The sequence below is a fragment of the Maribacter sp. Asnod1-A12 genome, from assembly GCF_045063735.1.
GTDB lineage: Bacteria > Bacteroidota > Bacteroidia > Flavobacteriales > Flavobacteriaceae > Maribacter.
Map to the genome: position 1 here is coordinate 1,997,340 of NZ_JBEFNZ010000006.1, position 22,233 is coordinate 2,019,572.

At 35.7% G+C, this 22,233-nt stretch carries 18 protein-coding genes; 5 read left to right on the forward strand and 13 right to left on the reverse strand.

The window, feature by feature from the left end:
- The first annotated feature begins 106 nt into the window (after positions 1 to 106).
- Positions 107 to 2,224: a SurA N-terminal domain-containing protein gene (locus tag ACJJVP_RS08515; protein ID WP_405412712.1), complete on the forward strand. Its 2,118-nt coding sequence runs from the start codon at positions 107 to 109 to the stop codon at positions 2,222 to 2,224.
- 55 nt (positions 2,225 to 2,279) lie between these two features.
- Here the strand turns inward: ACJJVP_RS08515 and ACJJVP_RS08520 are convergent, their stop codons facing one another.
- A complete protein-coding gene (locus tag ACJJVP_RS08520; RefSeq protein WP_405412715.1) occupies positions 2,280 to 3,191 on the reverse strand; it encodes a GYDIA family GHMP kinase in 912 nt (303 codons plus the stop codon).
- 11 nt (positions 3,192 to 3,202) lie between these two features.
- Entirely contained in the window at positions 3,203 to 4,519 is a 1,317-nt protein-coding gene (locus tag ACJJVP_RS08525; protein ID WP_405412718.1) for a hydroxymethylglutaryl-CoA reductase, degradative, read from the reverse strand.
- 211 nt (positions 4,520 to 4,730) lie between these two features.
- Here ACJJVP_RS08525 and ACJJVP_RS08530 point away from each other — a divergent pair, with 211 nt between their 5' ends.
- Complete coding sequence (locus ACJJVP_RS08530; RefSeq protein ID WP_405412719.1) at positions 4,731 to 6,896, forward strand: S9 family peptidase; 2,166 nt, start codon at positions 4,731 to 4,733, stop codon at positions 6,894 to 6,896.
- Between the two features lie 16 nt (positions 6,897 to 6,912).
- Positions 6,913 to 8,445: a peptide MFS transporter gene (locus ACJJVP_RS08535; protein WP_405412720.1), complete on the forward strand. Its 1,533-nt coding sequence runs from the start codon at positions 6,913 to 6,915 to the stop codon at positions 8,443 to 8,445.
- A gap of 7 nt (positions 8,446 to 8,452) precedes the next feature.
- Here ACJJVP_RS08535 and ACJJVP_RS08540 read toward each other — a convergent pair whose 3' ends face one another.
- The 5 genes from ACJJVP_RS08540 to surE form a co-directional block, all read right to left on the reverse strand.
- Positions 8,453 to 10,465: a ComEC/Rec2 family competence protein gene (locus ACJJVP_RS08540; RefSeq protein ID WP_405412723.1), complete on the reverse strand. Its 2,013-nt coding sequence runs from the start codon at positions 10,463 to 10,465 to the stop codon at positions 8,453 to 8,455.
- 1 nt (position 10,466) lies between these two features.
- Complete coding sequence (locus ACJJVP_RS08545) at positions 10,467 to 11,027, reverse strand: C40 family peptidase (RefSeq protein ID WP_405412726.1); 561 nt, start codon at positions 11,025 to 11,027, stop codon at positions 10,467 to 10,469.
- Positions 11,028 to 11,095: 68 nt separating this feature from the next.
- Complete coding sequence (gene lpxB, locus ACJJVP_RS08550) at positions 11,096 to 12,217, reverse strand: lipid-A-disaccharide synthase (protein ID WP_405412728.1); 1,122 nt, start codon at positions 12,215 to 12,217, stop codon at positions 11,096 to 11,098.
- A 1-nt stretch (position 12,218) separates the two neighbouring features.
- Positions 12,219 to 12,503: a hypothetical protein gene (locus ACJJVP_RS08555; protein WP_036156812.1), complete on the reverse strand. Its 285-nt coding sequence runs from the start codon at positions 12,501 to 12,503 to the stop codon at positions 12,219 to 12,221.
- Positions 12,504 to 12,550: 47 nt separating this feature from the next.
- Complete coding sequence (gene surE / locus ACJJVP_RS08560) at positions 12,551 to 13,324, reverse strand: 5'/3'-nucleotidase SurE (protein ID WP_405412731.1); 774 nt, start codon at positions 13,322 to 13,324, stop codon at positions 12,551 to 12,553.
- 191 nt (positions 13,325 to 13,515) lie between these two features.
- Between surE and ACJJVP_RS08565 the strand changes: the two genes are divergently transcribed.
- Positions 13,516 to 15,654 carry a carboxy terminal-processing peptidase gene (locus tag ACJJVP_RS08565; protein WP_405412734.1) on the forward strand — a complete coding sequence of 713 codons (2,139 nt, stop codon included), beginning with the start codon at positions 13,516 to 13,518 and terminating at the stop codon, positions 15,652 to 15,654.
- A gap of 96 nt (positions 15,655 to 15,750) precedes the next feature.
- Here the strand turns inward: ACJJVP_RS08565 and msrA are convergent, their stop codons facing one another.
- Both msrA and msrB read right to left on the reverse strand, forming a co-directional pair.
- Complete coding sequence (gene msrA / locus ACJJVP_RS08570; protein WP_405412736.1) at positions 15,751 to 16,293, reverse strand: peptide-methionine (S)-S-oxide reductase MsrA; 543 nt, start codon at positions 16,291 to 16,293, stop codon at positions 15,751 to 15,753.
- Positions 16,286 to 16,744, reverse strand: coding sequence for a peptide-methionine (R)-S-oxide reductase MsrB (msrB, locus tag ACJJVP_RS08575; protein ID WP_405416153.1), 459 nt, complete (start codon positions 16,742 to 16,744; stop codon positions 16,286 to 16,288). The genes msrA and msrB overlap by 8 nt, the downstream gene beginning before the upstream one ends.
- 89 nt (positions 16,745 to 16,833) lie before the next feature.
- Here msrB and ACJJVP_RS08580 point away from each other — a divergent pair, with 89 nt between their 5' ends.
- Positions 16,834 to 17,646: a DNA/RNA non-specific endonuclease gene (locus tag ACJJVP_RS08580; RefSeq protein WP_405412739.1), complete on the forward strand. Its 813-nt coding sequence runs from the start codon at positions 16,834 to 16,836 to the stop codon at positions 17,644 to 17,646.
- Here ACJJVP_RS08580 and rodA read toward each other — a convergent pair.
- The 4 genes from rodA to mreC are packed head-to-tail and all read right to left on the reverse strand — an operon-like array spanning position 17,643 to position 22,104.
- Positions 17,643 to 18,926 carry a rod shape-determining protein RodA gene (gene rodA, locus ACJJVP_RS08585; RefSeq protein WP_396633271.1) on the reverse strand — a complete coding sequence of 428 codons (1,284 nt, stop codon included), beginning with the start codon at positions 18,924 to 18,926 and terminating at the stop codon, positions 17,643 to 17,645. The genes ACJJVP_RS08580 and rodA overlap by 4 nt on opposite strands.
- Positions 18,916 to 20,784, reverse strand: coding sequence for a penicillin-binding protein 2 (gene mrdA, locus ACJJVP_RS08590; RefSeq protein WP_405412741.1), 1,869 nt, complete (start codon positions 20,782 to 20,784; stop codon positions 18,916 to 18,918). The genes rodA and mrdA overlap by 11 nt, the downstream gene beginning before the upstream one ends.
- Entirely contained in the window at positions 20,781 to 21,290 is a 510-nt protein-coding gene (mreD, locus tag ACJJVP_RS08595) for a rod shape-determining protein MreD (protein WP_036156798.1), read from the reverse strand. The genes mrdA and mreD overlap by 4 nt, the downstream gene beginning before the upstream one ends.
- Entirely contained in the window at positions 21,283 to 22,104 is an 822-nt protein-coding gene (gene mreC, locus ACJJVP_RS08600; RefSeq protein ID WP_405412744.1) for a rod shape-determining protein MreC, read from the reverse strand. The genes mreD and mreC overlap by 8 nt, the downstream gene beginning before the upstream one ends.
- Positions 22,105 to 22,233: the final 129 nt, after the last annotated feature.

The following is a 22,233-nucleotide window of genomic DNA, read 5'->3' on the forward strand; positions in this document are numbered from 1 at the left end:
GCATCAATCAATAAATTAGGAGTCTTTTTAGTTTTTATTATTTCAATTAAAAATGGTAGTTTTGCCTCCCAATAACCACAAACGATTATTTTAAACGTTAATTAGAATGGCAGTATTAGAAAATATTAGGAAGCGTACAACAGTGTTGATCTTGATTATAGGTTTAGCACTTTTTGCATTTGTTATTTCTGGGGTTTTTACCAGTAGCAATTTTGGAGGAGAAAAAGTAGGCTCGTCAGTAGCTGAAATTAATGGAGAAGATATTTCTATTGATGAATTCAGACAAGAAGTTGAAGTAGCTTCTAACAGAGTTGGTCCAACGACATCATCAATGCAGGTGGTAAATCAGGTTTGGGAAAATAAGGTAAGACAAACCATATTAGGTGAGCAATTTGAAGATTTAGGAATAGGTATAGAGCAAGATCAGATTGTTGATTTTCTTAGAACTACAGGTTATGCTCAGAATCCTCAGTTTCAAGATCAAAATGGTCAGTTTGATGCAAACCTTTTCAAGCAAACTGTAGCAGATTGGAAAATAAACAACCCGGCACAGTACGAGGCATGGTTGCAAACAGAAGATGAAATCGTTCAATTGGCAAAAGAGCAAACATATTTTAATTTGGTTAAGGCCGGTGTTGGCGCTACATTGAAAGAAGGAGAGCTAGATTATAAACTGGCTAACGAAAAAATGGATATTAAGTATGTTAGAGTACCTTATACTTCAATACCAGATAGTACAATAACGGTTACTAAAAGCGAAATTGCTGATTACGTTAGTAAGCATAAAGAAGAATACAAGCAAGATCCTGCTAGAGATTTACAATATGTATATTTTCAAGAAAAGCCATCTGAGGCTGATCAAAATACAATTAAAGGTGAGATCACTAAGCTTTTAGATGATACTATTGAGTACAATTCTCAAACAGATCTTAACGATACTATTAGAGGGTTTAGAAATACCACAAATGTTGCTGCATTTTTAGATAGATATTCAGATACTAAATTTGATACAATATACAAGGCGAAGAAAAACTTGCCTTCTAGTGTTGCGGATACCTTAATGAGTTTAAACGTAGGTCAAATCTATGGTCCTTACAAAGACGGTGATTCATACAAGCTTTCTAAAATGATCGCTAGAAAGCCAAATGGTTCTGTGAAAGCGAGTCATATTCTTTTAGCTTATACAGGAGCAACTAGAGCTAACCCTGAAGTCACTAGAACTAAGGAAGAAGCTGAAGTTAAGGCAAAAGAATTATTGAGAGAGGCTAAAAAATCTGGAGTTGTATTTTCTACATTGGCTAGAGATAACTCAGACGGACCTTCTGCACCTAATGGTGGAGATTTAGGTTATTTTCAAAGAGGGGTGATGGTACCGGCATTTAATGACTTCGCATTCAATAATAATGAAGATTCAATTGGCTTAGTTGAAACTGATTTTGGTTTTCATGTTATAAAAATAGATGATAAAGAAGATGTAGTTCAAATAGCAACTGTATCTAGGGAAATCGTTGCATCAGAAGAAACGATAAACACATTGTTTACCAATGCTACCAAGTTTGAAATGGAGACTACAGAAGATGAGAGTGCATTTTCAACATTAGCGAAGAAAGATGAATACGTAGTGCGCCCAGTAAATAAGATAAAGGCATTAGATGAAAACCTTCCGGGTTTAACGAATCAAAGAAACATTGTTCAATGGGCATTTAATTCTGATACCGAAGTTGGTGATGTGAAGAGGTTCAACATTAACAACGGTTATGCTGTTGTTCAATTAACAGGTAGTTATGCTGAAGGTGTAATGAGTGCAGAGGATGCTTCTATACTTGTTTTGCCAAAAATACGTAAAGAACGTAAGGCGGCTAAAATTATAGCAGCTAACACGGGTAAGGATATGAGTGCTATTGCATCTGATAATGGTGTAAGTATCTCTAACGCTTCTGCTCTTACCGTAAAATCTCCGACAATTCCTGGGGCAGGTAGTGAGCCGGTTGTAGTGGGTACTGCTTATGGTATGTCTGCTGGAGCAACATCTGGTTTAATTGAAGGTAATACTGGAGTTTTTAAAATTGAGATTGTTAAGAAAACAGAAGCACCTAAATTAGATAACTACAGTGTATATGCTAATGCTTTGAAAACAGGAGCGGCTAGTCGTGTTAATACTGCGGTATACAATGCGTTGAAAGACGGTTCTGAAATTGAAGATAAAAGAGCTACGTTCTACTAGTAGTATCTTTGGATTTATATAAAAAAAAGAGCATCCATTTTGGAATGCTCTTTTTTTATAATATCATTTTTGAGTAGGGAAGTATCGTTTCGTAACCTTTATTCTTAAAGTATACCATGTCATCTTCTGTTCCTGTGGCAAGAACAAAATCTCCGCCCCAAGCTCCCAAACTTTTAATCGTTCTAGGGTAATCAGTGAAAAGCGAATCTTTGATAGTAGGAATTTGAAGTGTTTTTGATAAAATAGCCTCGTGCTTCTTCAATAAACCCTCAAACTCGGTTATGTCAGTACACTTTTGAATATTTTCGGTTATAGCGTCTACCTTAGTTATAAAAGCCTCTTTATCAAAATCTAAACTTCTGTAGCTATTAATGGCATCTCTACTGTTCTTTTTCTGGTTTAGATAAACAAAGAACAGCTCGTCTTTAAAAGTTGGGTTAAAATGAACTTCATCAACTATTGGCTCAAAGTTATTTCTTTTATAGGTAATAGCGGAGATATGCGTTGCGCATGCAATATCATATCCGCTACCGCCAAAAGTGGACTCTAATAATTGATACGGATTAACGCCTGCCCAAGTTGACATATTGGCTATTAAGGTAGAAGAGGTACCCAGTCCCCAGGCCATAGGGAAGGTAACTTTAGTCTCAATAATACTGTTTTCTGTAATCTTGGATAAGAATTCAGGATTAAGCTTGTTGGTTTCTGTCAATATTTGCTTCAATCGATCGGATGTAGCTTCGTCGGTGGTTGTAACGGTTTTGAAATCTGATTTAGAAAATTCGGCATAAAACCAAGTGTCGTCATTTTCATCAACGCCAAACCAGTGAATTGTCTCCGTATTCTTATTTCTAAGTTTTAAGGACTGTCCAAATTTCGTTGGTAATGCTAATCCTTTTGCGCCATCAAGAATGGCATATTCTCCTGTCAATAGTAATTTTCCGTTGCTGTAAAATTCCTTCGTCATAGCTTAAAGATTTACTTTCTAATAATACTTAATTGACTTTCCACGGCGTGGTGGCTAACCGGGTTGGTTTTAAAATGTTTCACCAAGGTGGCTTTTTCATTTTCATTGGCTCCAAGTTGGTTTAAGATATTTAAAAGATGCATTTTCATGTGTCCTTTTTGAATTCCTGTAGTAACCAAAGAGCTTACTGCGGCAAAGTTTTGTGCTAGTCCCGCAACGGCAACTATTTGCATGAGTTCTTTAGCCGATGGCCGCTGCAACAATTCTAAATTTAGCTTCACAAGAGGATGTAAATTCGTAAGTCCGCCAACGGTTCCTAGTGCTAATGGCAGCTCAATCCAAAATTTAAAAATTCCGTCTTCAATTTTCGCATTGGTTAAGCTTCTATACTGTCCGTCTTTACAAGCATATGCATGTACGCCAGCTTCAACGGCTCTAAAGTCGTTTCCCGTAGCAAGTACTACTGCGTCAATACCGTTCATGATACCTTTGTTGTGCGTCACCGCACGATAAGGTTCCACTTTAGCTATCTTGATGGCTTGTATTATTTTTTCTGCAGTGTGTTGCGGGGTTAATTCTGCCGATAGATTTAAATCTTCTACCGGGCAACTTACTTCTGCGCGAACTGTACAGTTGGGAACATAGTTAGAAAGTATGCTCATTACTATTTCTACATCTTTTTCTTTTGTAGAAAATGCATCAAACTGGGCGGCTTCTTTTTTTAAGGTTGTTGCAAATTGCTCCAAACAACTGTTGATGAAATTAGCGCCCATGGCATCTTTAGTTTCAAAAGTAGCGTGCAATTGAAAATAGTGATCTAGCTCATCGGTTTTATCCTTTAGAACGATGTTTGTAATGCCACCGCCTCTTTTTTTCATGCTAGTAGTCAAAGAAGCACTTTCTGCTAGTAAAAGAGGTTTTAAGTACGTAAAAAACGAGTCTAGTTTTTTAGTATCCCCTTTGAAGATGAAATGAACCTGACCTACTTTTTCAGTACCTAGTATTTCTGCTTTGAATCCGCCTCGTTTTAACCAGAATTTAGCAGCTTTACTTGCTGCTGCAATTACAGAACTCTCTTCTATGGCCATAGGTATGGCGTATAGCGTATCATTGATTAAAAAGTTGGGTGCAATTCCTTGTGGTACGTATAAGTTTGTGATGGTGTTTTCAATAAACTCATCATGCAATTGCTGAACACTTTTATCTTGGTTCCAATATGTTTGCAGAATTTTCTTTGATTGGGCTGCATTTTGCGTGAAACTCTCTGTAACCCAGTCTATTTTTTCCTCCTTCGTTAGTTTGGAAAAACCACTTATTGGTTTGGTCATTTAGGTATAACTTTCTACTAATATTCAATGTTGTGTACATGTGAAGATCATGAAAAATACAGCACATTGTAACAGCGGTAAAGATACACATATTGGCAATAATCTTTTTTAAGTGGTCAAAGCGTTAAAAGCACTTTCTTTTTTACTCTAAAGCGTGTTTTTTTGAGGAAATTGTGGTAAACTTGAGAGATTTAACAAAATTCACTTATATATGCGAAAAACACACTTAATTGCGTTGATTTTACTTTCATTCAGCGTATTTACTTGGGCACAGGACAATCAAATACAAGTTTCAGATATTTATCAAGGCGCTTTTAGAACAGAAGGGATGGATGCTCTTAGGTCCATGAAGAACGGCACCCAGTACACGGTTCTTAATACAAACAGATTCAGCCAAATCACCACGGTTGACAAATACGATTATAAAACATTAGAAAAAGTAGGTACCGTAGTTTCATCTGCAGATTTAGCTGATATTACTTCCTTCTCTTCATATGACTTTAGTTCAGATGAAAAACAGATGCTATTGTCTACGGAAGTAGAGCCAATATTCAGAAGATCGAAACTTGGGATATATTATGTCTACGATATTGCTACAAAAGAGGTGGTAAAAGTTAGTGATGACAAAATTCAAGAGCCATTGTTATCCCCAGATGGTAGCAAAGTAGCCTATGTAAAAAGTAACAACATTTATATTTTTGATCTTTCTACGGGCAAAACTAAACAGGTTACTGAAGATGGAGTAAAAAATAAAATAATCAACGGTGTTACCGATTGGGTGTACGAAGAAGAGTTTGCATTTGTTCGTGCTTTTGAATGGAATGCAGATGGTTCTAAAATAGCTTTTTTACGTTTTGATGAAACCAATGTTCCAGAATTTTCAATGGACGTATACGGCACAGGGTTGTATCAACAGCCACACGTTTTTAAATATCCAAAAGCAGGTGAGAACAATTCTATAGTTACATTGCATTTATTAGACGTTGCAAGTGGGTCAATTACGTCGGTTGACTTAAAAGATTCTTATTACGTACCAAGAATTAAATGGAAAAATCATAAAGATTATTTAAGTGTTCAGACCCTGAACAGACATCAAGATCAATTAACAATGTATTCAGTCAATGCTAAAAAAGGCGAAGTTTCTGTATTGTTGGTAGAAAAGGATGACGCTTATGTAGACGTTACCGACAACCTGACTTTTTTAGAAGATGATAGCTTTATCTGGACAAGTGAAAAAGATGGTTATAACCATATCTACTTATATGGGGAAGATGGTAGTTTAATGAACCAAATTACAAAAGGCGATTGGGAAGTAACCAAGTACTATGGTTACGACCAAAATGAAGATAAAATATACTACCAATCTACAGAGAACGGTTCTATTAACCGTGGGGTTTACAATATTAGCAGCGGAGGTGATGATAAAAAAGGCTTGGCAATAAGTAAAGGAACGAACAACGCTTCTTTTAGCACAGATTTTACCTATTTTATTAATACGTTTTCAAGCGCAGATACTCCTCCGGTATACACGTTGCATCAAGCAATTAACGGTAAGAAAGTAAAAGATATAAAAGACAATAGTCAATTATTGAAGAGGTTAGAAGGTTATGCTGTTAGCCCTAAAGAGTTCTCTACTATTTCTATAAATGGCAATGATCTTAATATGTACATGATCAAACCAAAAGATTTTGACCCTTCAAAAAAATATCCGTTGTTTATGTATCAGTACAGTGGTCCTGGTTCACAAAATGTGAGTAACAGCTGGATGGGTGCTAATGATTACTGGCATCAAGGTTTAGTAGCTGAAGGCTATATTGTTGCTTGTATAGATGGTAGAGGAACTGGATTTAAAGGAAGGGATTTCAAGAAAGTTACACAAAAAGAACTAGGTAAATATGAGGTAGAGGACCAAATAGCCGCTGCTAAAAAACTGAGTGAATTACCATATATAGATGCAGATAGAACAGGTATTTGGGGTTGGAGCTATGGTGGCTTTATGTCTACAAACTGTATTTTAAAAGGTAATGATACATTTGAAATGGCCATTGCGGTTGCTCCGGTAACTTCATGGGCTTTTTATGATACTATCTATACGGAACGTTACATGCAAACGCCGCAAGAAAACCCAAGTGGTTATGATGACAACTCGCCATTCAATTATCCGCAGTTATTAGAAGGCGATTATTTGTTGATACATGGCACAGGTGATGATAATGTACATGTACAGAATTCCATGAGAATGATCGAAGCATTAATTCAAGCGGACAAACAATTTGATTGGGGAATCTACCCAGACAAAAATCACGGCATTTATGGTGGAAATACAAGAATTCACCTTTTCAACAAAATGACCAATTTCATAAAAGAAAAACTATAATCAAACTAACATCTATATGACTGAAAGTACTGAATTTTCAGACCAAAAGCAGGTTTTTGGACACCCGCAGGGTTTATTTTATTTATTCTTTGCAGAGTTGTGGGAGCGTTTTAGCTTCTACGGTATGCGAGCGTTGCTGACGCTTTATATGATAGATGTAATCTTCAAGGCATTAGCAGAAAGAGATTACGCCACGGCAGCTGTATACTCCTCTTACGGGTCTTTGGTATATGCATCAACCGTAATCGGGGGAAAATTGTCCGATAAGATTTTAGGAATGCGAAATTCCATTTTTTTAGGGGGAATTTTAATGTCTATAGGGCATTTTGTACTTGCTATTGAAAATAACATGGCCTTCTTTTTGGCGCTATCATTGATTATTGTGGGTAACGGTTTTTTTAAGCCAAATATTTCCACGTTCGTTGGTACTTTGTATGAGAAAGGCGATCCTAAAAAAGATTCCGGATTCACCATTTTTTACATGGGTATTAATATAGGTGGTTGGGTAGCTCCTTTGTTGTGTGGATGGCTAGCGGCTACTTATGGATGGCACTATGGCTTTGGCTTAGCAGGTATTGGTATGTTAACCGGTTTGATCGTATTCTGGAGAGGTATTCAAACTAATGTTTTTGGAGATAGGGGATTACCACCTAATGAGCATGTATTGGAGAAAAAAGTACTTGGTGTAAAACAAGGTATTCTTGTGCCTGTACTTGCTGTATTGGCAGCGCCATTAATAGCACTGTTATTATCATCTTATAAAGCTATTGCTACAGATGGGTTGTTCGCTGATCAAAATATCGTTAATGTGATTTTTACAGGTATTGGTATTGCGGTATTGGCATATTTGGCATATGAGATGTTCAAGGCAAATGTTAAGGAGAGAAAAGAACTATTCGTAGCTGTATTGCTAACTTTTTTCATGACTATATTCTGGGGTTTCCATGAATTATCCGGTAGTGTTATTACTTTGTTTGCAGCTAGAAATATTGACTTGGATGGTATTATGTCTGCTGCACAAACCAATTCACTGAACTCCATGTTTATTATAATATTGGCTATTCCTATTTCAATGATGTGGACGTGGTTGAGCAAGAAAAATTGGAACCCAAGAACTCCGTATAAATTTGGGTTAGGCCTACTTTTTGCCGGTATCAGTTTTTACGTTTTAGCATTAAGTGGTGGTAGCGCCAATGAAAGCGGTTTTGTTCCTTTTACATATCTTTTATTAATGTATTTCCTATTGTCCGTTGGTGAGTTGTTTATGTCTCCTGTCGGTCTTTCTAAAATGACAGATTTGGCACCGGCGAGATTAATCGCCTTTATAATGGGTGTTTGGTTTTTATCATCTGCATTTGCATTTCAGATAGTTGGTTTTATTGGTAAACAATTAGCTATTGAAAGTACGGATGGCGATGTTAACGGTTTTGCAACTTTAACCGTTTATACAGATGGTTTTATGTTGATTGCAAAGTATGCTTTAGGTGCAGGTGCTATTGTTCTTTTAGCATCACCACTAATTAAAAAGTTAATGGGTAAAGTGCATTAGTCTAAAGTCACTCAAAATAATAAGCTCCCTTTTCACCAGTATAGTGAAAAGGGATTTTATTTTTTATACAGGTTGTTTCCCAACGTTCAATGTAGCTTTTGTAGTTACTGCCATCTGCAATAATTTCCTTGGGTTGAATACTGTCAATTAGCCTGTCTAAATTGATTTTTGGTGATTGAGTCAATAAGATTTTAAGGGATGATGACTTCGGATAAATTCTTGTGCTATCAATAATCAGTACCGATCCATCTTTGAAAGCATAGCTATTTTTTAAGGAATTATAACGAATAGAATCTATACGTTCTGCAGTGATATAATCTGAAATAAGATAATTAGGTGTATTGTCAGGGTTGGTTAGGATAGTTAGGTTATTTCCGCTTTTGTTGAAAATGAGGCTCTTTCTCGTTTGATGCATCACTAATACTTCCAAATTGTTATGAGCTTCATATTCTTGAAAGATGGTATATCCTTGAAAACATAGAATACTTAATAAAAAGAAAACTATTCGTTTGTAATTGAATTTCGTAAAAAGTTCTACGCTCATTATCAGGACAAATACACTTAATAATAGCTGAATAAAGTCAAAAGAAATAGCACTGAAAATAAAATTTTCTTGTTTTGCTACCCAAGCAATAATGCTGTTCATTAAACTGATGATTTCATTATAAAACCATACTAATTGAGTAGGGAGCCAATTTAATAGTGAGAGTGCAATCACTAAAATACCCATACCTAGAATCAATCCCAAAGCGGGCACAATTATTAAATTTGAAATAAAAAACAGTCCCGGAAACTGATGAAAATAAAATAAACTGATTGGCAGAACACCTAATTGTGCGGCGATACTAACACAGAGCAGTTGCCAAAAGTATCGTACCACTTTATTCTTCGGAAACCATAATTGTTTAAGTAAAGGGAAAATCCAAAGTATGGCAAAAACAGCGGCATAGCTCATCTGAAACCCCACTTGAAACAATAAATTCGGATTGATGAATAACAGAATAAATAATATGGAAAGCGCAAGTATATTAAAGGTGTTACTGGGTCTGTTTAAATACAATGCATAAGCTACAAAGGTGAACATCGTAGTAGCACGAATTATACTGGCAGACAACCCTGCGATAAAGGCAAAGCCCCATAAAAAGAGAACCGATAGAACTAGAATTAGAGTTCGCCCATTAGAGATGGTTTTTAGCGGACTCAATAAAAACTGGATAACTAAAAGTAGAATACCAATGTGTAAACCGGATACTGCTAAAATATGTACGGCACCCGCTTTCTGATAATTAGTGTATGTTTCTTCTGATATATCTGAACGCTGACCAAGTAATAGTGCTTTTATGACTCCCAATTCATCTGCTCCGAAATTCTCTTTATCAAGTTTTTCAATGATATGATTTCGTGCCCTTGCGGCGATTCCTAAAAGAGTTGTTTGTGAATTTTTAATTTTTACAAGTTGATCATGTTCTATTCGCATATTATGATACACACCTAGATTTTCTAGATATTTTTTATAATCAAATTGATGCGGATTTAAAGGAGAAGAAATAGCTTTAGCTTCGGTTTGGGTTACAAATTCATCATCTATAGCTAAATTTAAACTTGTTGAATCTTTGGGTATGGTGAGAACTATAGTGCCGCTTACTTGTTCATTGCCTATATTTTTTACTGTGGCAAAATAGCGGGTAGAAAACTGATTAGGTTTTAGAACCTCTTTGATTTTTAACGTCCACAATTCGTTATTGGTACTTTGATGATTGCTGTAGTGATTAGTATGGTTTATGGGTTGTGCGGCAGTGTAACTGTAGGTGCCTAATGATATAAATGTAAGTGCGGCAATGGCTCCGAATAAAACCGATTTTGTATTTTTTTCAAAAAAGAATATTGCGGCAAGTAGTAGAAAAAGAGATACTGTGAAGAGAAGCGTATGTAATAAGTTAAAGGAGAAATAATAACCTATTAAGATACCAACAATGAGTAAAAGCGTTAATCTAATAGGAATAAACGCTAAGAGCTTCATGCTATAATATTCTTGTAGCCTTTACGAATGCCTGGTTCCAGAATCCGTCTCTTAATGAGGAAACGGTAACACCACGAGATGTTGATGCGTGAATAAATGTAATTTCGTCATTATCGGTACCTACCACCATGCCAACATGGTTTATTCGTTTAGAGCCTCTAGAGGTTTTAAAGAATAACAAGTCGCCCTTTTCCACATTTTTAACGGTTACCCTACGACCTTCTTCTGCCATGTTGTAAGATACTCTGGGTAGTTGTACGTCATGTACACCAAAAGAAACATATAGTAGGCCAGAGCAGTCCATTCCTTTCTTGGTTGTTCCTCCAAATTTATACCGTGTACCTGAAAATGAAAGGGCTGTGTTAATAATCTCATCTGCCTTAGTATGCGTTGAAGAAACTGCCCTACGTTCTTCAGTTCTTGTAGCACCGGTAACATTACCTGTTCTGGCATTATTTGCAGCGGCAACAGAAATTTTGCGTTCCTTGTCAGAAGTAGTCGTTTTTTTGGCTCCGCAACTGGCTAAAAAGCAAATGATTATAAAGTATGGTAAAATGCGCATAAAATAGAGTGTACCCTGTAGTACGTGTAACTCCAAAATTATCGAATTATTTTTTAAAAAGAATATCGCTATGAAACTTTAGCATTTGCAATGATTAGAGAAGCGGCTTCGGCACTAGCTCCAGATCCACCCAATTTCGCAATTAACTCAACATAATCGGTCAATTGTTTGCGTCTAGCTTCACCATCTAAAATTAAAGTCAGTTCCTTTTTTAGGTTCTGTTTGGTAAAATCATCTTGTATTAATTCTTTAACTACTTCCTTTTTCATGATAAGGTTGACCAAAGAAATATATTCTAAAGTAATAATCCGTTTTGCAATTTGGTAAGAAATCCAATTTGCTTTGTAACAAACAACCTGTGGTACTTTGAATAAAGCAGTTTCTAAAGTAGCTGTACCGCTGGTAACTAAGGCGGCATTTGATATGGAAAGTAAATCGTAAGTTTTGTTTTGAATGAATTTCACATTCGCATTGGTGAGAAAAGCAGCATAAAATTCTTTATCTAAACTTGGAGCGCCTGCAATAACAAATTCATATTCAGAAAAGTCGTTAGTCAAAGAAAGCATAAGCGATAACATTTTCTGTACCTCTTGTTTACGACTGCCAGGCAGTAAAGCTATAATGGGTTTGTTCGGGTCTATACCATTATCTGATCTGAATAGAGTTTCGTTTAGTTCTGGTCTGTTATTAATGGCGTCTAGTAGAGGGTGCCCTACAAAGTTGACCGGGTAATTGTGTTTCTTTTCGTAAAATTCCTTTTCAAAAGGTAGGATCACGTACATATGGTCTACGGTAGCTTTTATCTTAGCTATTCTGCCTTCTCTAGATGCCCAAATCTGAGGTGAAATATAATAGTTGGTCAAGAAATTATGTTCTTTGGCCCATTTAGCAATACGTAAATTAAATCCGGAATAATCAATGAAAATAATAGCATCAGGATTAAATGCGGCAATATCTTGTTTGCAAAATTTTATATTTTTAAAAATGGCATTCAGGTTTAGAATTACTTCTATGAATCCCATGAAAGCCAATTCCTTGTAGTGTTTGGCTAAAGTTCCGCCAGCTTGCTGCATTAAATCGCCACCCCAACATCTAATGTCTGCATTGTTATCCTGTTGCTTCAGAGCCTTAATTAAATTAGAGCCATGAAGATCGCCAGAAGCTTCGCCTGCAATAATGTAGTACTTCATTTTAAAATACTTTGTAGTAAAGAATTACGAATGCGGTCAAAATGGTAGCAATCAAAACGCCTTTAGCTCTGTTGTCTCTTTTAATTTTTAGAAATCCGAAAAAAGCCACAAGGTTAAGAATGGCACCCAATGCCAAAAGACTGCCAACATGTTCTTGTCTAACGGCAGCATCAAAAGTTTCCATAATCCCCAAATCAGAGAATATTAAAATATATAATAATGTGCCAATGGCGTTTGCGATAATGCCTACAATAAAACCTATTAGAATTTCTTTTTTGGTATTCATTTATAATATTTGAGCGAAATAATTTAATCCTTTTTTTTGGGAAATAACTAAAGTTCCCAGGTGTTTAATTCTTGAATGACGTGGTGGGCGGTTAAATCGAATTGGGTGGGTACAACAGAAATATATCCATTGGAAAGTGCCCATTCGTCAGTATCTTCACCTTTATCCAATAACTCGAACTCACCGGTCAGCCAATAGTAATCTTTTCCCATAGGGTTGGTGCGTTTGTCAAATTTCTCTTTCCAATTGGCTTTAGCTTGTCTACAGATTTTAATCCCTTTAAGCTCTTCTTTTTTAAGCTTAGGTATATTGACATTCAAGACGGTTCCCTTAGGAATTCCATGATTTAAAGCTTGAATAACAATGTCCAGAATAAAATCTTGAGATTGGGAAAAATCAGCATTCCAACTATAATCACACAAAGAAAAACCAATAGCAGGTATTCCTTCTATACCAGCTTCTACCGCAGCACTCATGGTGCCAGAGTAAATTACGTTGATAGATGAGTTAGAACCATGGTTAATACCGCTAACGCAGATATCAGGTCTTTTGGGTAGTATTTCTTGAAGTGCCAGTTTTACACAGTCTGCAGGGGTGCCGCTACAGCTATATTCGTCAATACCGTCTTGGTCAAGGTCAATTTTCATTTTTTTTGAAAAAAGAGCGGTGTCCAATGTAATGGCATGTCCCATACCAGATTGTGGACTATCTGGCGCAACGACTACTACATCGCCAATTTTCTTCATTACGGAGATGAGCATACGCAGACCAGGTGCTGTAATACCGTCGTCATTTGTAACTAAAATCAATGGTTTTTCCATAACTTATACTTTCTGTAGTAAAAATACGTTTTTAAATATGATAAGTCCGAAATGCCGTTTAACAAAAAATTAGTCTTAAGCAGATTTAATTGGCATGGTTTTTTCTTTACCTTAGGGGTTTAAGTAGCTTTTATTGCTGCTTTAAACCCTCAAATTCGGAGATATTGAAAAGGAAAGTAAAAGATAATTTTATGAAAAGAAATTTAGCCTACGTACTGTTATTGATGCTCGCGGCTGTAGCATCGTGCAGTTTTACAAATAAGACTTTTGAAAATGACGACAAGGATAAATTGTTGTTAGATTTAATAACCTATGTGTTAGAAAAAGGACATTATGAGCCTAAAGCGCTTAACGATGATTTTTCGGTTCATGTATTCGAAGATTTTATTGACGTTATTGATCCTACCAAAAGATACTTTATAGCATCTGATATTGCTGAATTTGAAAAGTATAAATATCAGATAGATGATGAAATCAAAAATACAGATATCACTTTCTTTAATGTGGTATATGAAAGATTGATGGAGCGTATGGAAGATGCCAAAGGTATTTATAAAGAAGTGCTAGAAACTCCGTTTGATTATTCAGAGAATGAAAGCATCAGCATTAAGTATGACGAAGAACCTTTTGCTGCAAATCGTAAGGAATTAAAAGAACGTTGGAGAAAGCAGTTGAAATATGCAACCTTAGGTAACTATGATTCTAAGATTTCTCATATGGAGAATAAAGAAATCGAAAGTTCTGAAGATGATGATCATACAGCACATACACCTGAAGAGGCAGAACTGGAATCTAGAGAATCAACTGAAAAAACATTAGATGAATTCTTTGATTTTGTTCAAGATTTAGATCGTAAAGACTGGTTCGTGCAATATATTAATACTATTGTAGATGAATTTGATCCACATACATTTTATTTCGCTCCAGAAGAGAAAGAAAAGTTTGATACCAGTATGTCGGGTAAATTCGAGGGAATTGGAGCAAGACTTCAGAAAAAATCTGAAGGGGCAAAAATTGTAGAGATTATTTCTGGAGGACCGGTGTGGAGAGATCAAAGATTAGAAGTTGGTGATGAAATCATTAAAGTTGGTCAGAATGGAGAAGAGCCGATCAATATTGTAGGTATGCGTTTAGACGATGCCATTAAATTGATAAAAGGTGCCCAAGGTACTATTGTAGATTTGACTGTTAGAAAAGTAGATGGTTCTTTAGATGTTGTTTCTTTAACAAGAGACGTTGTTGAGTTAGAAGAGTCGTATGCGAAATCTGCAAACATTATAAAAGGAGAAGAAAAATTTGGAATTATTAATCTTCCAAAATTCTATGTCGATTTCAATGATTACAGTGAAAGAAATGCAGCAACGGATGTTGCTAAAGAAGTAGAGCGTTTAAAGGAAGAAGGCATAGAAGGTCTTATTCTAGATTTACGTGATAATGGTGGTGGGTCTTTAAAGACTGTTGTTGAAATGGCAGGTTTGTTTATCAAGGATGGTCCAATTGTACAAGTACAATCTAAGGATAAGGGCAAAGATGTATATGATGATAAGGATGAAAGAATTCAGTGGGATGGACCATTAGTGATTCTTGTAAACGAGTTGTCTGCTTCTGCTTCTGAAATTTTAGCAGCTGCAATGCAAGATTATAAAAGAGCTATTGTAATAGGTAGTAAACAAACCTTCGGTAAAGGAACGGTACAAAACGTTATTCCTTTGAACAACATGTTACGCAGTAATGAGCACGGAGATTTAGGAGCCATTAAAATTACTACTCAGAAGTTCTATAGAATTAATGGAGGTTCTACTCAGTTAGAGGGTGTTAAAAGTGATATCGTTGTACCAGATAGGTATAGTTATATTGACTTAGGAGAAAGAGATCAATCAAATCCGTTAGGATGGGATAAGATTACACCTGCAGATTATAAAGCTTGGGATGGTTATATTAATTATGAAAAAACAATTGCTGATAGTGAAAAGAGAATGGCAACAAGTCAACAAATTAAGTTGATAGAAGAAAATGCTAAGTGGTTAAAGGGTGAGCAAGATGAAACTGAAATTTCTTTGAATTATGATACTTACAAAGAAGAAAAGAATAAGGATAAAGAACAATCTGACTACTTTAAAAAGTTAACAAATTATGATTCTCAACTTACATTTAAGTCTTTAGGGTATGAAGAGCAGTTATTTACTAAAGACTCTGTATTGCGTGAAAAACGTAACAGATGGCATAAGAATTTAGCTAAAGATGTTTATGTTGAAGAAGCGGTAAATGTTTTAGAAGACTTAAAAATGAATAACATTAAGCATGGAAAACTGGCTAGTGTAAAGAATTAAATAGTTTTTTTAGATAAGTAAAAGCCGCTACATAAAACATGTAGCGGCTTTTTTATTCGTTTATTTTTTAGCGTTAAAAATAAACCAAAATTGTATCTATGATAAAAGTTTGTCTGAGTGTAATTGTCTAAGTTTAGCCAACTTTGGGTTGATTACAACTTGGCAATATCCTTGTTCAGAATTGTTCTTGTAATAATCTTGATGATACTCTTCTGCATCGTAGAAAATACCTAAAGGACTTAATTCAGTTACTATTGACTTCTCATATACTGCCTGCATTTCATTCAATACTACTTTTGCTTTTTGCTCTTGTTTGTCATTATGAAAATAAATAACAGAACGGTATTGAGTACCAGTATCAGCTCCCTGCCTGTTTAAAGAAGTAGGGTCATGTGTAGTCATGAATATAATTAAGATATCTTCATAGGAAATGATACTAGGGTCAAAAGTAACCTGAACTACTTCTGCATGACCGGTTAAGCCAGAGCAGATTTCTCTATAGGTAGGTCTTCCTGGTGCTTTACCTCCAGTATATCCAGAAATTACTTTGTGTATGCCCTTCACCTCTTGAAATACCGCTTCGGTACACCAAAAGCAACCACCACCAACCGTAGCGATTTCTAAATTTGAATTAACCATTCGATTCCTCCTTTTCTAATTGCATAGATTCCGAATTAATGCAGTAACGTAATCCACTAGGTTCTGGTCCGTCAGGGAATATATGGCCCAAATGCGCATCGCAAGTATTACACATCACTTCTACGCGTATCATACCAAAGGTTGTGTCCTTATGATATTTTATAGCATTATCTTTAATTGGTTGGGTGAAGCTAGGCCAGCCAGTACCAGATTCAAATTTAATAGTAGAATCAAATAATGGTGTGCCACAACAAACACATTCGTACTTGCCAGCTTCGTGAGCAGTACAAAGCGCACCGGAATGCGGGGCTTCAGTACCTTTTTTTCGAGTAACTCTAAACTGTTCAGGTGTCAATATCTCTTTCCATTCCTGTTCGGTTTTTTCAACTCGTCTGTCAGGTTCAGGGTTACCGTTCACTGAAAAATGAATTATATCTTTCCAAGTTAACATCATAATTTTCCTTTCGTTTAGACTTTGTTTACTAGGTTTATTGGTCGGTAATTTGCCTTATATCTTACAAAATTAGGTAATTTTGGCATATGGCATACCGTAAAAAAAAGGGATCTCTTTATAGTATTTTAATTCTTGTCTGTATTATAGGTTTTTGGCTGTTTGAAAACTTTTATACTCCCGCTACATATTCCAATAACAACGAAGAAGTTAATACCAATGATTTCCCCATAGAGCTCTTGCCATCGTCTACAACGGGCGAGATTGTAAATCATGAGTTTTTTACATTATCGTACAATGAACCTTATGAGCAAGCAGAGTGGGTAGCGTATACGCTAAGTAAAAGCCATCTAACTTATGATGATAGAAAGCGACCGTATTTTATTGAAGACCCCTTCGTTTCCTCTAAATCTGCCGATTGGCGAAATTATAAGGGATCAGGTTATGATCGTGGGCATTTAGTACCTGCCGGTGATCGTAGGTTTTCTTTACAAGCATACAATGAAACATTTTATACAAGTAATATAAGTCCGCAAGACAGAGAGTTCAATGCAGGTATTTGGAACGATTTAGAGCAGCAAACAAGACGCTGGGCGAAGCAATATGGGACTTTATATGTATTTACCGGCGGAGTTTTGGAAAGTGGATTAGAGGAGATCGGACAGGAAGATGTTGATGTGCCCGATACTTTCTACAAGATTATTGCACGTAAAAAGGGGGGTAAGATTTATACTTTATCTTTTTTAATGCCGAATAAACCTCAATTTACATCTTTACGCAATTTCGTAGTATCAATTGATGATATAGAAAAAGTAACAGGGATTGACTTTTTTGTCGAGCTACCAGAAATACAACAAAGGGCTTTTGAAGCGAGTAAGAATACCGTGGGGTGGAAGTTTTAGAAACTTTCCTTTAATCTATTCGTATCTAGCCTTAAAAAAATAAAGAGTAGAATAGTGAAAAATAGGAGTCCAGATCCGCCGTAACTAAAAAAGGGTAGTGGAATACCAATAGTGGGTAGAATACCGATTACCATACCTATGTTAATGAAATAATGGATGAGTAGAATTGAAATTACTCCATAGCCATACATTCTGGCAAAGGCATTTTTCTGTCGTTCTGCTAAAGAAATTAAACGCAGAAACAAGACGGTGAATAGAATAATTACTGTTGCCGTTCCTAAAAATCCCCATTCTTCACCAACGGTACTAAATATATAATCGGTGTGCTGTTCAGGTACAAAATCTCCTTTTGTTCGTGTTCCTTCTAAAAATCCTTTTCCGAAGAAACCGCCTGATTCAATTGCCTTTTCAGATTGATACGTGTTGTAACCAATCGACTTTCTTATCTGTTCCAGTTTTTTAGGATCTTTCTCTAAACGTAACCATAAACCAAAGCGATCCCTATGACGTTGCTCGAATACATTATTGAAAACGAAATTTACCGAAAGCGAGAACAAAATAACAGCTACACTAATTAGACTAAGCGGTATTACCGGAATTTTTAATGACTTACGTTTTAAAGTATATAATAGAATAATCATTAATGCCAAACCGATTATAAGCCATACGGTACCAAACATTAGGGTAATGACGAATATCAGTATAAGACTTAATAGAATAACCAAATAGTACAATGGTAGGCCTTCTCTAAAAATTACAAAAATCATGGCAAAGAATACTAGTGCACTACCGGGATCGGGTTGAGGTATAATAAGAATGGCAGGTACAAGTATAATTAGAAGCGCGTAGAACTGGTCTTTTCTTCGTTTGATATCTGTTTGAATGTCGCTAAGATATTTAGCAAGTGCAAGAGCAGTAGCTACTTTTGCAAGCTCGGAAGGTTGTAAATTAAAAAAGCCAAGGTCGTACCATGAAGTTGCACCGGCAATTGTTTTACCAAAAACAAAGAGCCCTAATAGCGAAAGCATGGATATGAGGTAAAGTAAACTAGAAAACCGTTCGTAAAAATTTACTTCTAATGCGAGTACTATGACTATGGTAACTAGGCTGACCCCAATAAAAAAGAGTTGTTTGCCGTATAAAGTACTAAAGTCAAAAATAGAGCTATGCTCGTCGGTAAATGTACTTGAGTATATATTGATCCAGCCAATAAGTACAAGTGCGAAATAGATAAAAACACTTAGCCAATCAATTCTTTTTAAAACACTTTTACCAGACACGCTCGTTAATTTTGAACTCCTCCCCACTGTAGGGTTTCGCGTATTCTGCTTCTAAAGTTTTTTCAAGCATTCTTTTTTCAAGTGTCTTTAAGGTAATTTCACCTTTCAGGTACTTTTCAATCATAAGTGTAGCTATATGCCCGGCATATCTAGATCCAAAATATCCATTTTCTATATATACCGCAATTGCAATCTTAGGATCGTCAACTGGTGCGAATGCTACAAATACCGAGTGGTCTGTCAATTGCGTACGTACGCCATCAATTTTTGTGAAATTTTCTGCGGTTCCTGTTTTTCCGGCCACTTCAATGCCTGGAATTTGTAACCATCTTGCAGTACCACTTACATAAACATCTGCCATACCTTGTACTACAGGTTCAAAGTGTTTTGGGTCAATTGTAGTATGTTTGGCTTCGGTAAATTTAGGTTCGGTGATATCCTTGCCTTCTATTTTCTTTAAGATATGCGGAGTAAAATAATGACCTCTATTGGCAATAGCTGCCGTCATATTCGCTAACTGCACCGGTGTAGCCAATATTTCGCCTTGTCCGATAGCATTAGAAATAATGTAAGAAGAACTCCATCTATTATCTCCGTACCATTTGTCGTAGTATTCTTTACTAGGTATACGTCCTTTTTGTCCAAATGGTAAATCGTAACCTAAATAATCACCTAGACCAAAGCTTCGCATGTGTTTTTCCCACACATCCATGCCTTCATCTGTAGTTTCAAATTTTTCATATATTTTTCTGAACGCTCCTGCAAAGTAAGCGTTACAGGATTGGGATATTCCTTTGTTCAAGTTTCTTAAGCCACCACCACAGTGACAACCTCTTTTTTTCTTGCCCACGTAAAATCCGTGGTAACATTGTATGGTTGTATTTTCATCTAGAACACCTTCTTGTAAAGCGATTAAAGCATTTAAGGTTTTAAATGGTGATCCAGGTGGTTGTTGTGCGTGAATAGAACGATCCCAAGTTGGGTTTGCTATGGTGTCGTTATAGAGTTTCGTGTAATTTTTAGAACGTTCACGACCTACAAGTAAAGCTGGGTCGTATGTTGGTCCCGAAATCATGGAAAGAATTTCGCCGGTTGCAGGCTCTATGGCTACAATGCCGCCTCGTTTTCCGTTCATCAATAATTCGCCATATTCCTGTAGCGTTTTATCTATGGTAATACTTATTTGTTTCCCTTGCTCAGGTAAGGTGTCTATGGTTCCGTTTTTATATGGTCCAATATCCCTGTTGAATCGATCTTTCTGAATATACTGAACACCTTTTCTGCCTCTTAATAGGTCTTCGTAATAGCGTTCAACTCCCGTTCTTCCTTTTAGTTCCCCTTGAACGTAGTATTTATTTACCGCTAAATCTCCTTCGTTAACTTCACTGATGTAACCTAGAACATTTGCCGCGCTAGGAGTGTCGTAATAGCGCAAAGATCGCTTTTGAATGTAAAAGCCTTTGTATTTACGCATTTTCTCTTGTAGCTTGGCGTAATCTTGTTTTGATAGTTGAGGTACCAGTACAGAAGGTAGTCTTGGGGAATATACCCTAGCTTTTTTAAGTTTTTTGACGAATTTTTCTTTGTCAATTCCCAATAACCCACAAAACTCTAAAGTATCTAAAGGTTTAACTTCTCTTGGGATTACCATGACATCATAAGCGGGATCATTACCAACTAAAAGATGACCGTTACGATCATAAATATAGCCGCGTTCAGGATAATCATAAATAGCTTTAATTGCCGGATCCTCTAAAACTTGCTCTGCAGAAAAACTAAAAATTTGCAAATAGGACAGCCTTCCCAAAAATGTAATGGCGATGACAATTATAATTGATGATAAAAGAATTTTTCTCATTCTTTTTTACTGCTGAATAATGTACTGAACAACATTCCTAAAATCAATGTGGCAATACCTACTATAATCGTTTTTTGTAAAATTAACAGGCTATTTGAAAAGCTGAAAATTTCTAACGTAAAGTATACCAAATGATGTATTATAATCAATAACGCTAAAAACGTGAATTGTTGTGCCTTGGTACTGTTGTTTAACTTAAAACTTTGAAATTCATAATTGACACCAAAGACAAAACGCATAATGGTTGGTCGAAGATAAGCTATGGTAACGGTAGCAGCTGCGTTTATGGCAAGTGTGTCAGAAAAAATATCTACGCATAATCCTAAGAAAAAGCATAGAATTATAAAGGTAGTTCTATTTTGTTTGATAGGATACCAATAAAGGAAAAGAATATAAATCAACGGATTTATATAGCCAAAGAAATTCAGTTTATTGAATACTAACACTTGCAGTAGTACCAATAAAATAAATCGGAGCACAATTAAAAATGAAGTGTTGTTAATCATTGGCTTCTGTTTCTGCTTCTAATTCTAAAACTTCTTTACGATTTAAATTTTTAATGATATAAATAGTACCAATATTGGTCATGTCATTAAAGAGTTCTACATCTATAAAATAAAAACTTTTTGAGTTGTCTAAATCAAATCTTTTAATAGTGCCAATAGGAATGTTTTCAGGGAATATGCTACTCATGGCTCCGGTTACAATGGTGTCACCAATAGTAAGAGGTACTAATCTTGGTATGTCAATTAATTGAACAACATTATAATCTGTGGTGTTTTCCCAAACTAAAGAACCAAAGTGATTAGAGTTTTTGATTTTTGCGTTAATGTTAGACTTATCGCTCAATATACTTTGTACTGTAGAAAAGTTGTCTGAGGTATTTTCTACGATACCAAGAATACCCTTATCTGTAATAACGCCCATATCTTGAGCAATACTATCACTTTTACCTTTATTGATAGTTATATAGTTACGCTGATCGGCATAGCTGTTATTGATTACACGCCCTCTTATAACTTCGTAGTCTACAGAAGTTGAATCAATTAGAGCCGGTGAAAGTACCAAGTTGTTAAATAACTTATCTCTAAGTCTTTTATTTTCTTCAACAAGCTTATTGTTTTCTTCTCTTAAGCCAAAATAGGAAGTAATATCATCAGAAAAGGTATAGATGCTTCCGGTGATGTAGTTAGATGAATTTAAAAATTTAGATTGGTGGTACGAATGCGACTGAAACGTAAAAATGCAGGAAATCAATAATAGAAAAAGGTAAAGTAAGAATATCTTATACCTAATTAAAAAATTTATGATCTGTTGCATTCACCCCTATATTTTTACTCGATAATAGTGTTTTAAACAAGACTGCCTTTAGATAAATTGTTTCTAGACTAGCCCAGAAGTTCTATCGATAATCATTAATAAATGGCTCTTGAATTTTATCCAAGGCTA

Excerpts from the sequence above, each read along its gene's own strand:
- ACJJVP_RS08520 (WP_405412715.1), bottom strand. The coding sequence starts at position 3,191 with ATGACGAAGGAATTTTACAGCAACGGAAAATTACTATTGACAGGAGAA.
- mrdA (WP_405412741.1), bottom strand. The coding sequence starts at position 20,784 with ATGAGAAAAATTCTTTTATCATCAATTATAATTGTCATCGCCATTACA.
- surE (WP_405412731.1), bottom strand. The coding sequence starts at position 13,324 with ATGGAAAAACCATTGATTTTAGTTACAAATGACGACGGTATTACAGCA.
- ACJJVP_RS08545 (WP_405412726.1), bottom strand. The coding sequence starts at position 11,027 with ATGCGCATTTTACCATACTTTATAATCATTTGCTTTTTAGCCAGTTGC.
- ACJJVP_RS08580 (WP_405412739.1), top strand. The coding sequence starts at position 16,834 with ATGGCATACCGTAAAAAAAAGGGATCTCTTTATAGTATTTTAATTCTT.
- ACJJVP_RS08540 (WP_405412723.1), bottom strand. The coding sequence starts at position 10,465 with ATGAAGCTCTTAGCGTTTATTCCTATTAGATTAACGCTTTTACTCATT.
- ACJJVP_RS08515 (WP_405412712.1), top strand. The coding sequence starts at position 107 with ATGGCAGTATTAGAAAATATTAGGAAGCGTACAACAGTGTTGATCTTG.
- ACJJVP_RS08525 (WP_405412718.1), bottom strand. The coding sequence starts at position 4,519 with ATGACCAAACCAATAAGTGGTTTTTCCAAACTAACGAAGGAGGAAAAA.
- ACJJVP_RS08555 (WP_036156812.1), bottom strand. The coding sequence starts at position 12,503 with ATGAATACCAAAAAAGAAATTCTAATAGGTTTTATTGTAGGCATTATC.
- ACJJVP_RS08535 (WP_405412720.1), top strand. The coding sequence starts at position 6,913 with ATGACTGAAAGTACTGAATTTTCAGACCAAAAGCAGGTTTTTGGACAC.
- ACJJVP_RS08530 (WP_405412719.1), top strand. The coding sequence starts at position 4,731 with ATGCGAAAAACACACTTAATTGCGTTGATTTTACTTTCATTCAGCGTA.
- msrB (WP_405416153.1), bottom strand. The coding sequence starts at position 16,744 with ATGTTAACTTGGAAAGATATAATTCATTTTTCAGTGAACGGTAACCCT.
- mreC (WP_405412744.1), bottom strand. The coding sequence starts at position 22,104 with ATGCAACAGATCATAAATTTTTTAATTAGGTATAAGATATTCTTACTT.
- msrA (WP_405412736.1), bottom strand. The coding sequence starts at position 16,293 with ATGGTTAATTCAAATTTAGAAATCGCTACGGTTGGTGGTGGTTGCTTT.
- mreD (WP_036156798.1), bottom strand. The coding sequence starts at position 21,290 with ATGATTAACAACACTTCATTTTTAATTGTGCTCCGATTTATTTTATTG.
- ACJJVP_RS08565 (WP_405412734.1), top strand. The coding sequence starts at position 13,516 with ATGAAAAGAAATTTAGCCTACGTACTGTTATTGATGCTCGCGGCTGTA.
- lpxB (WP_405412728.1), bottom strand. The coding sequence starts at position 12,217 with ATGAAGTACTACATTATTGCAGGCGAAGCTTCTGGCGATCTTCATGGC.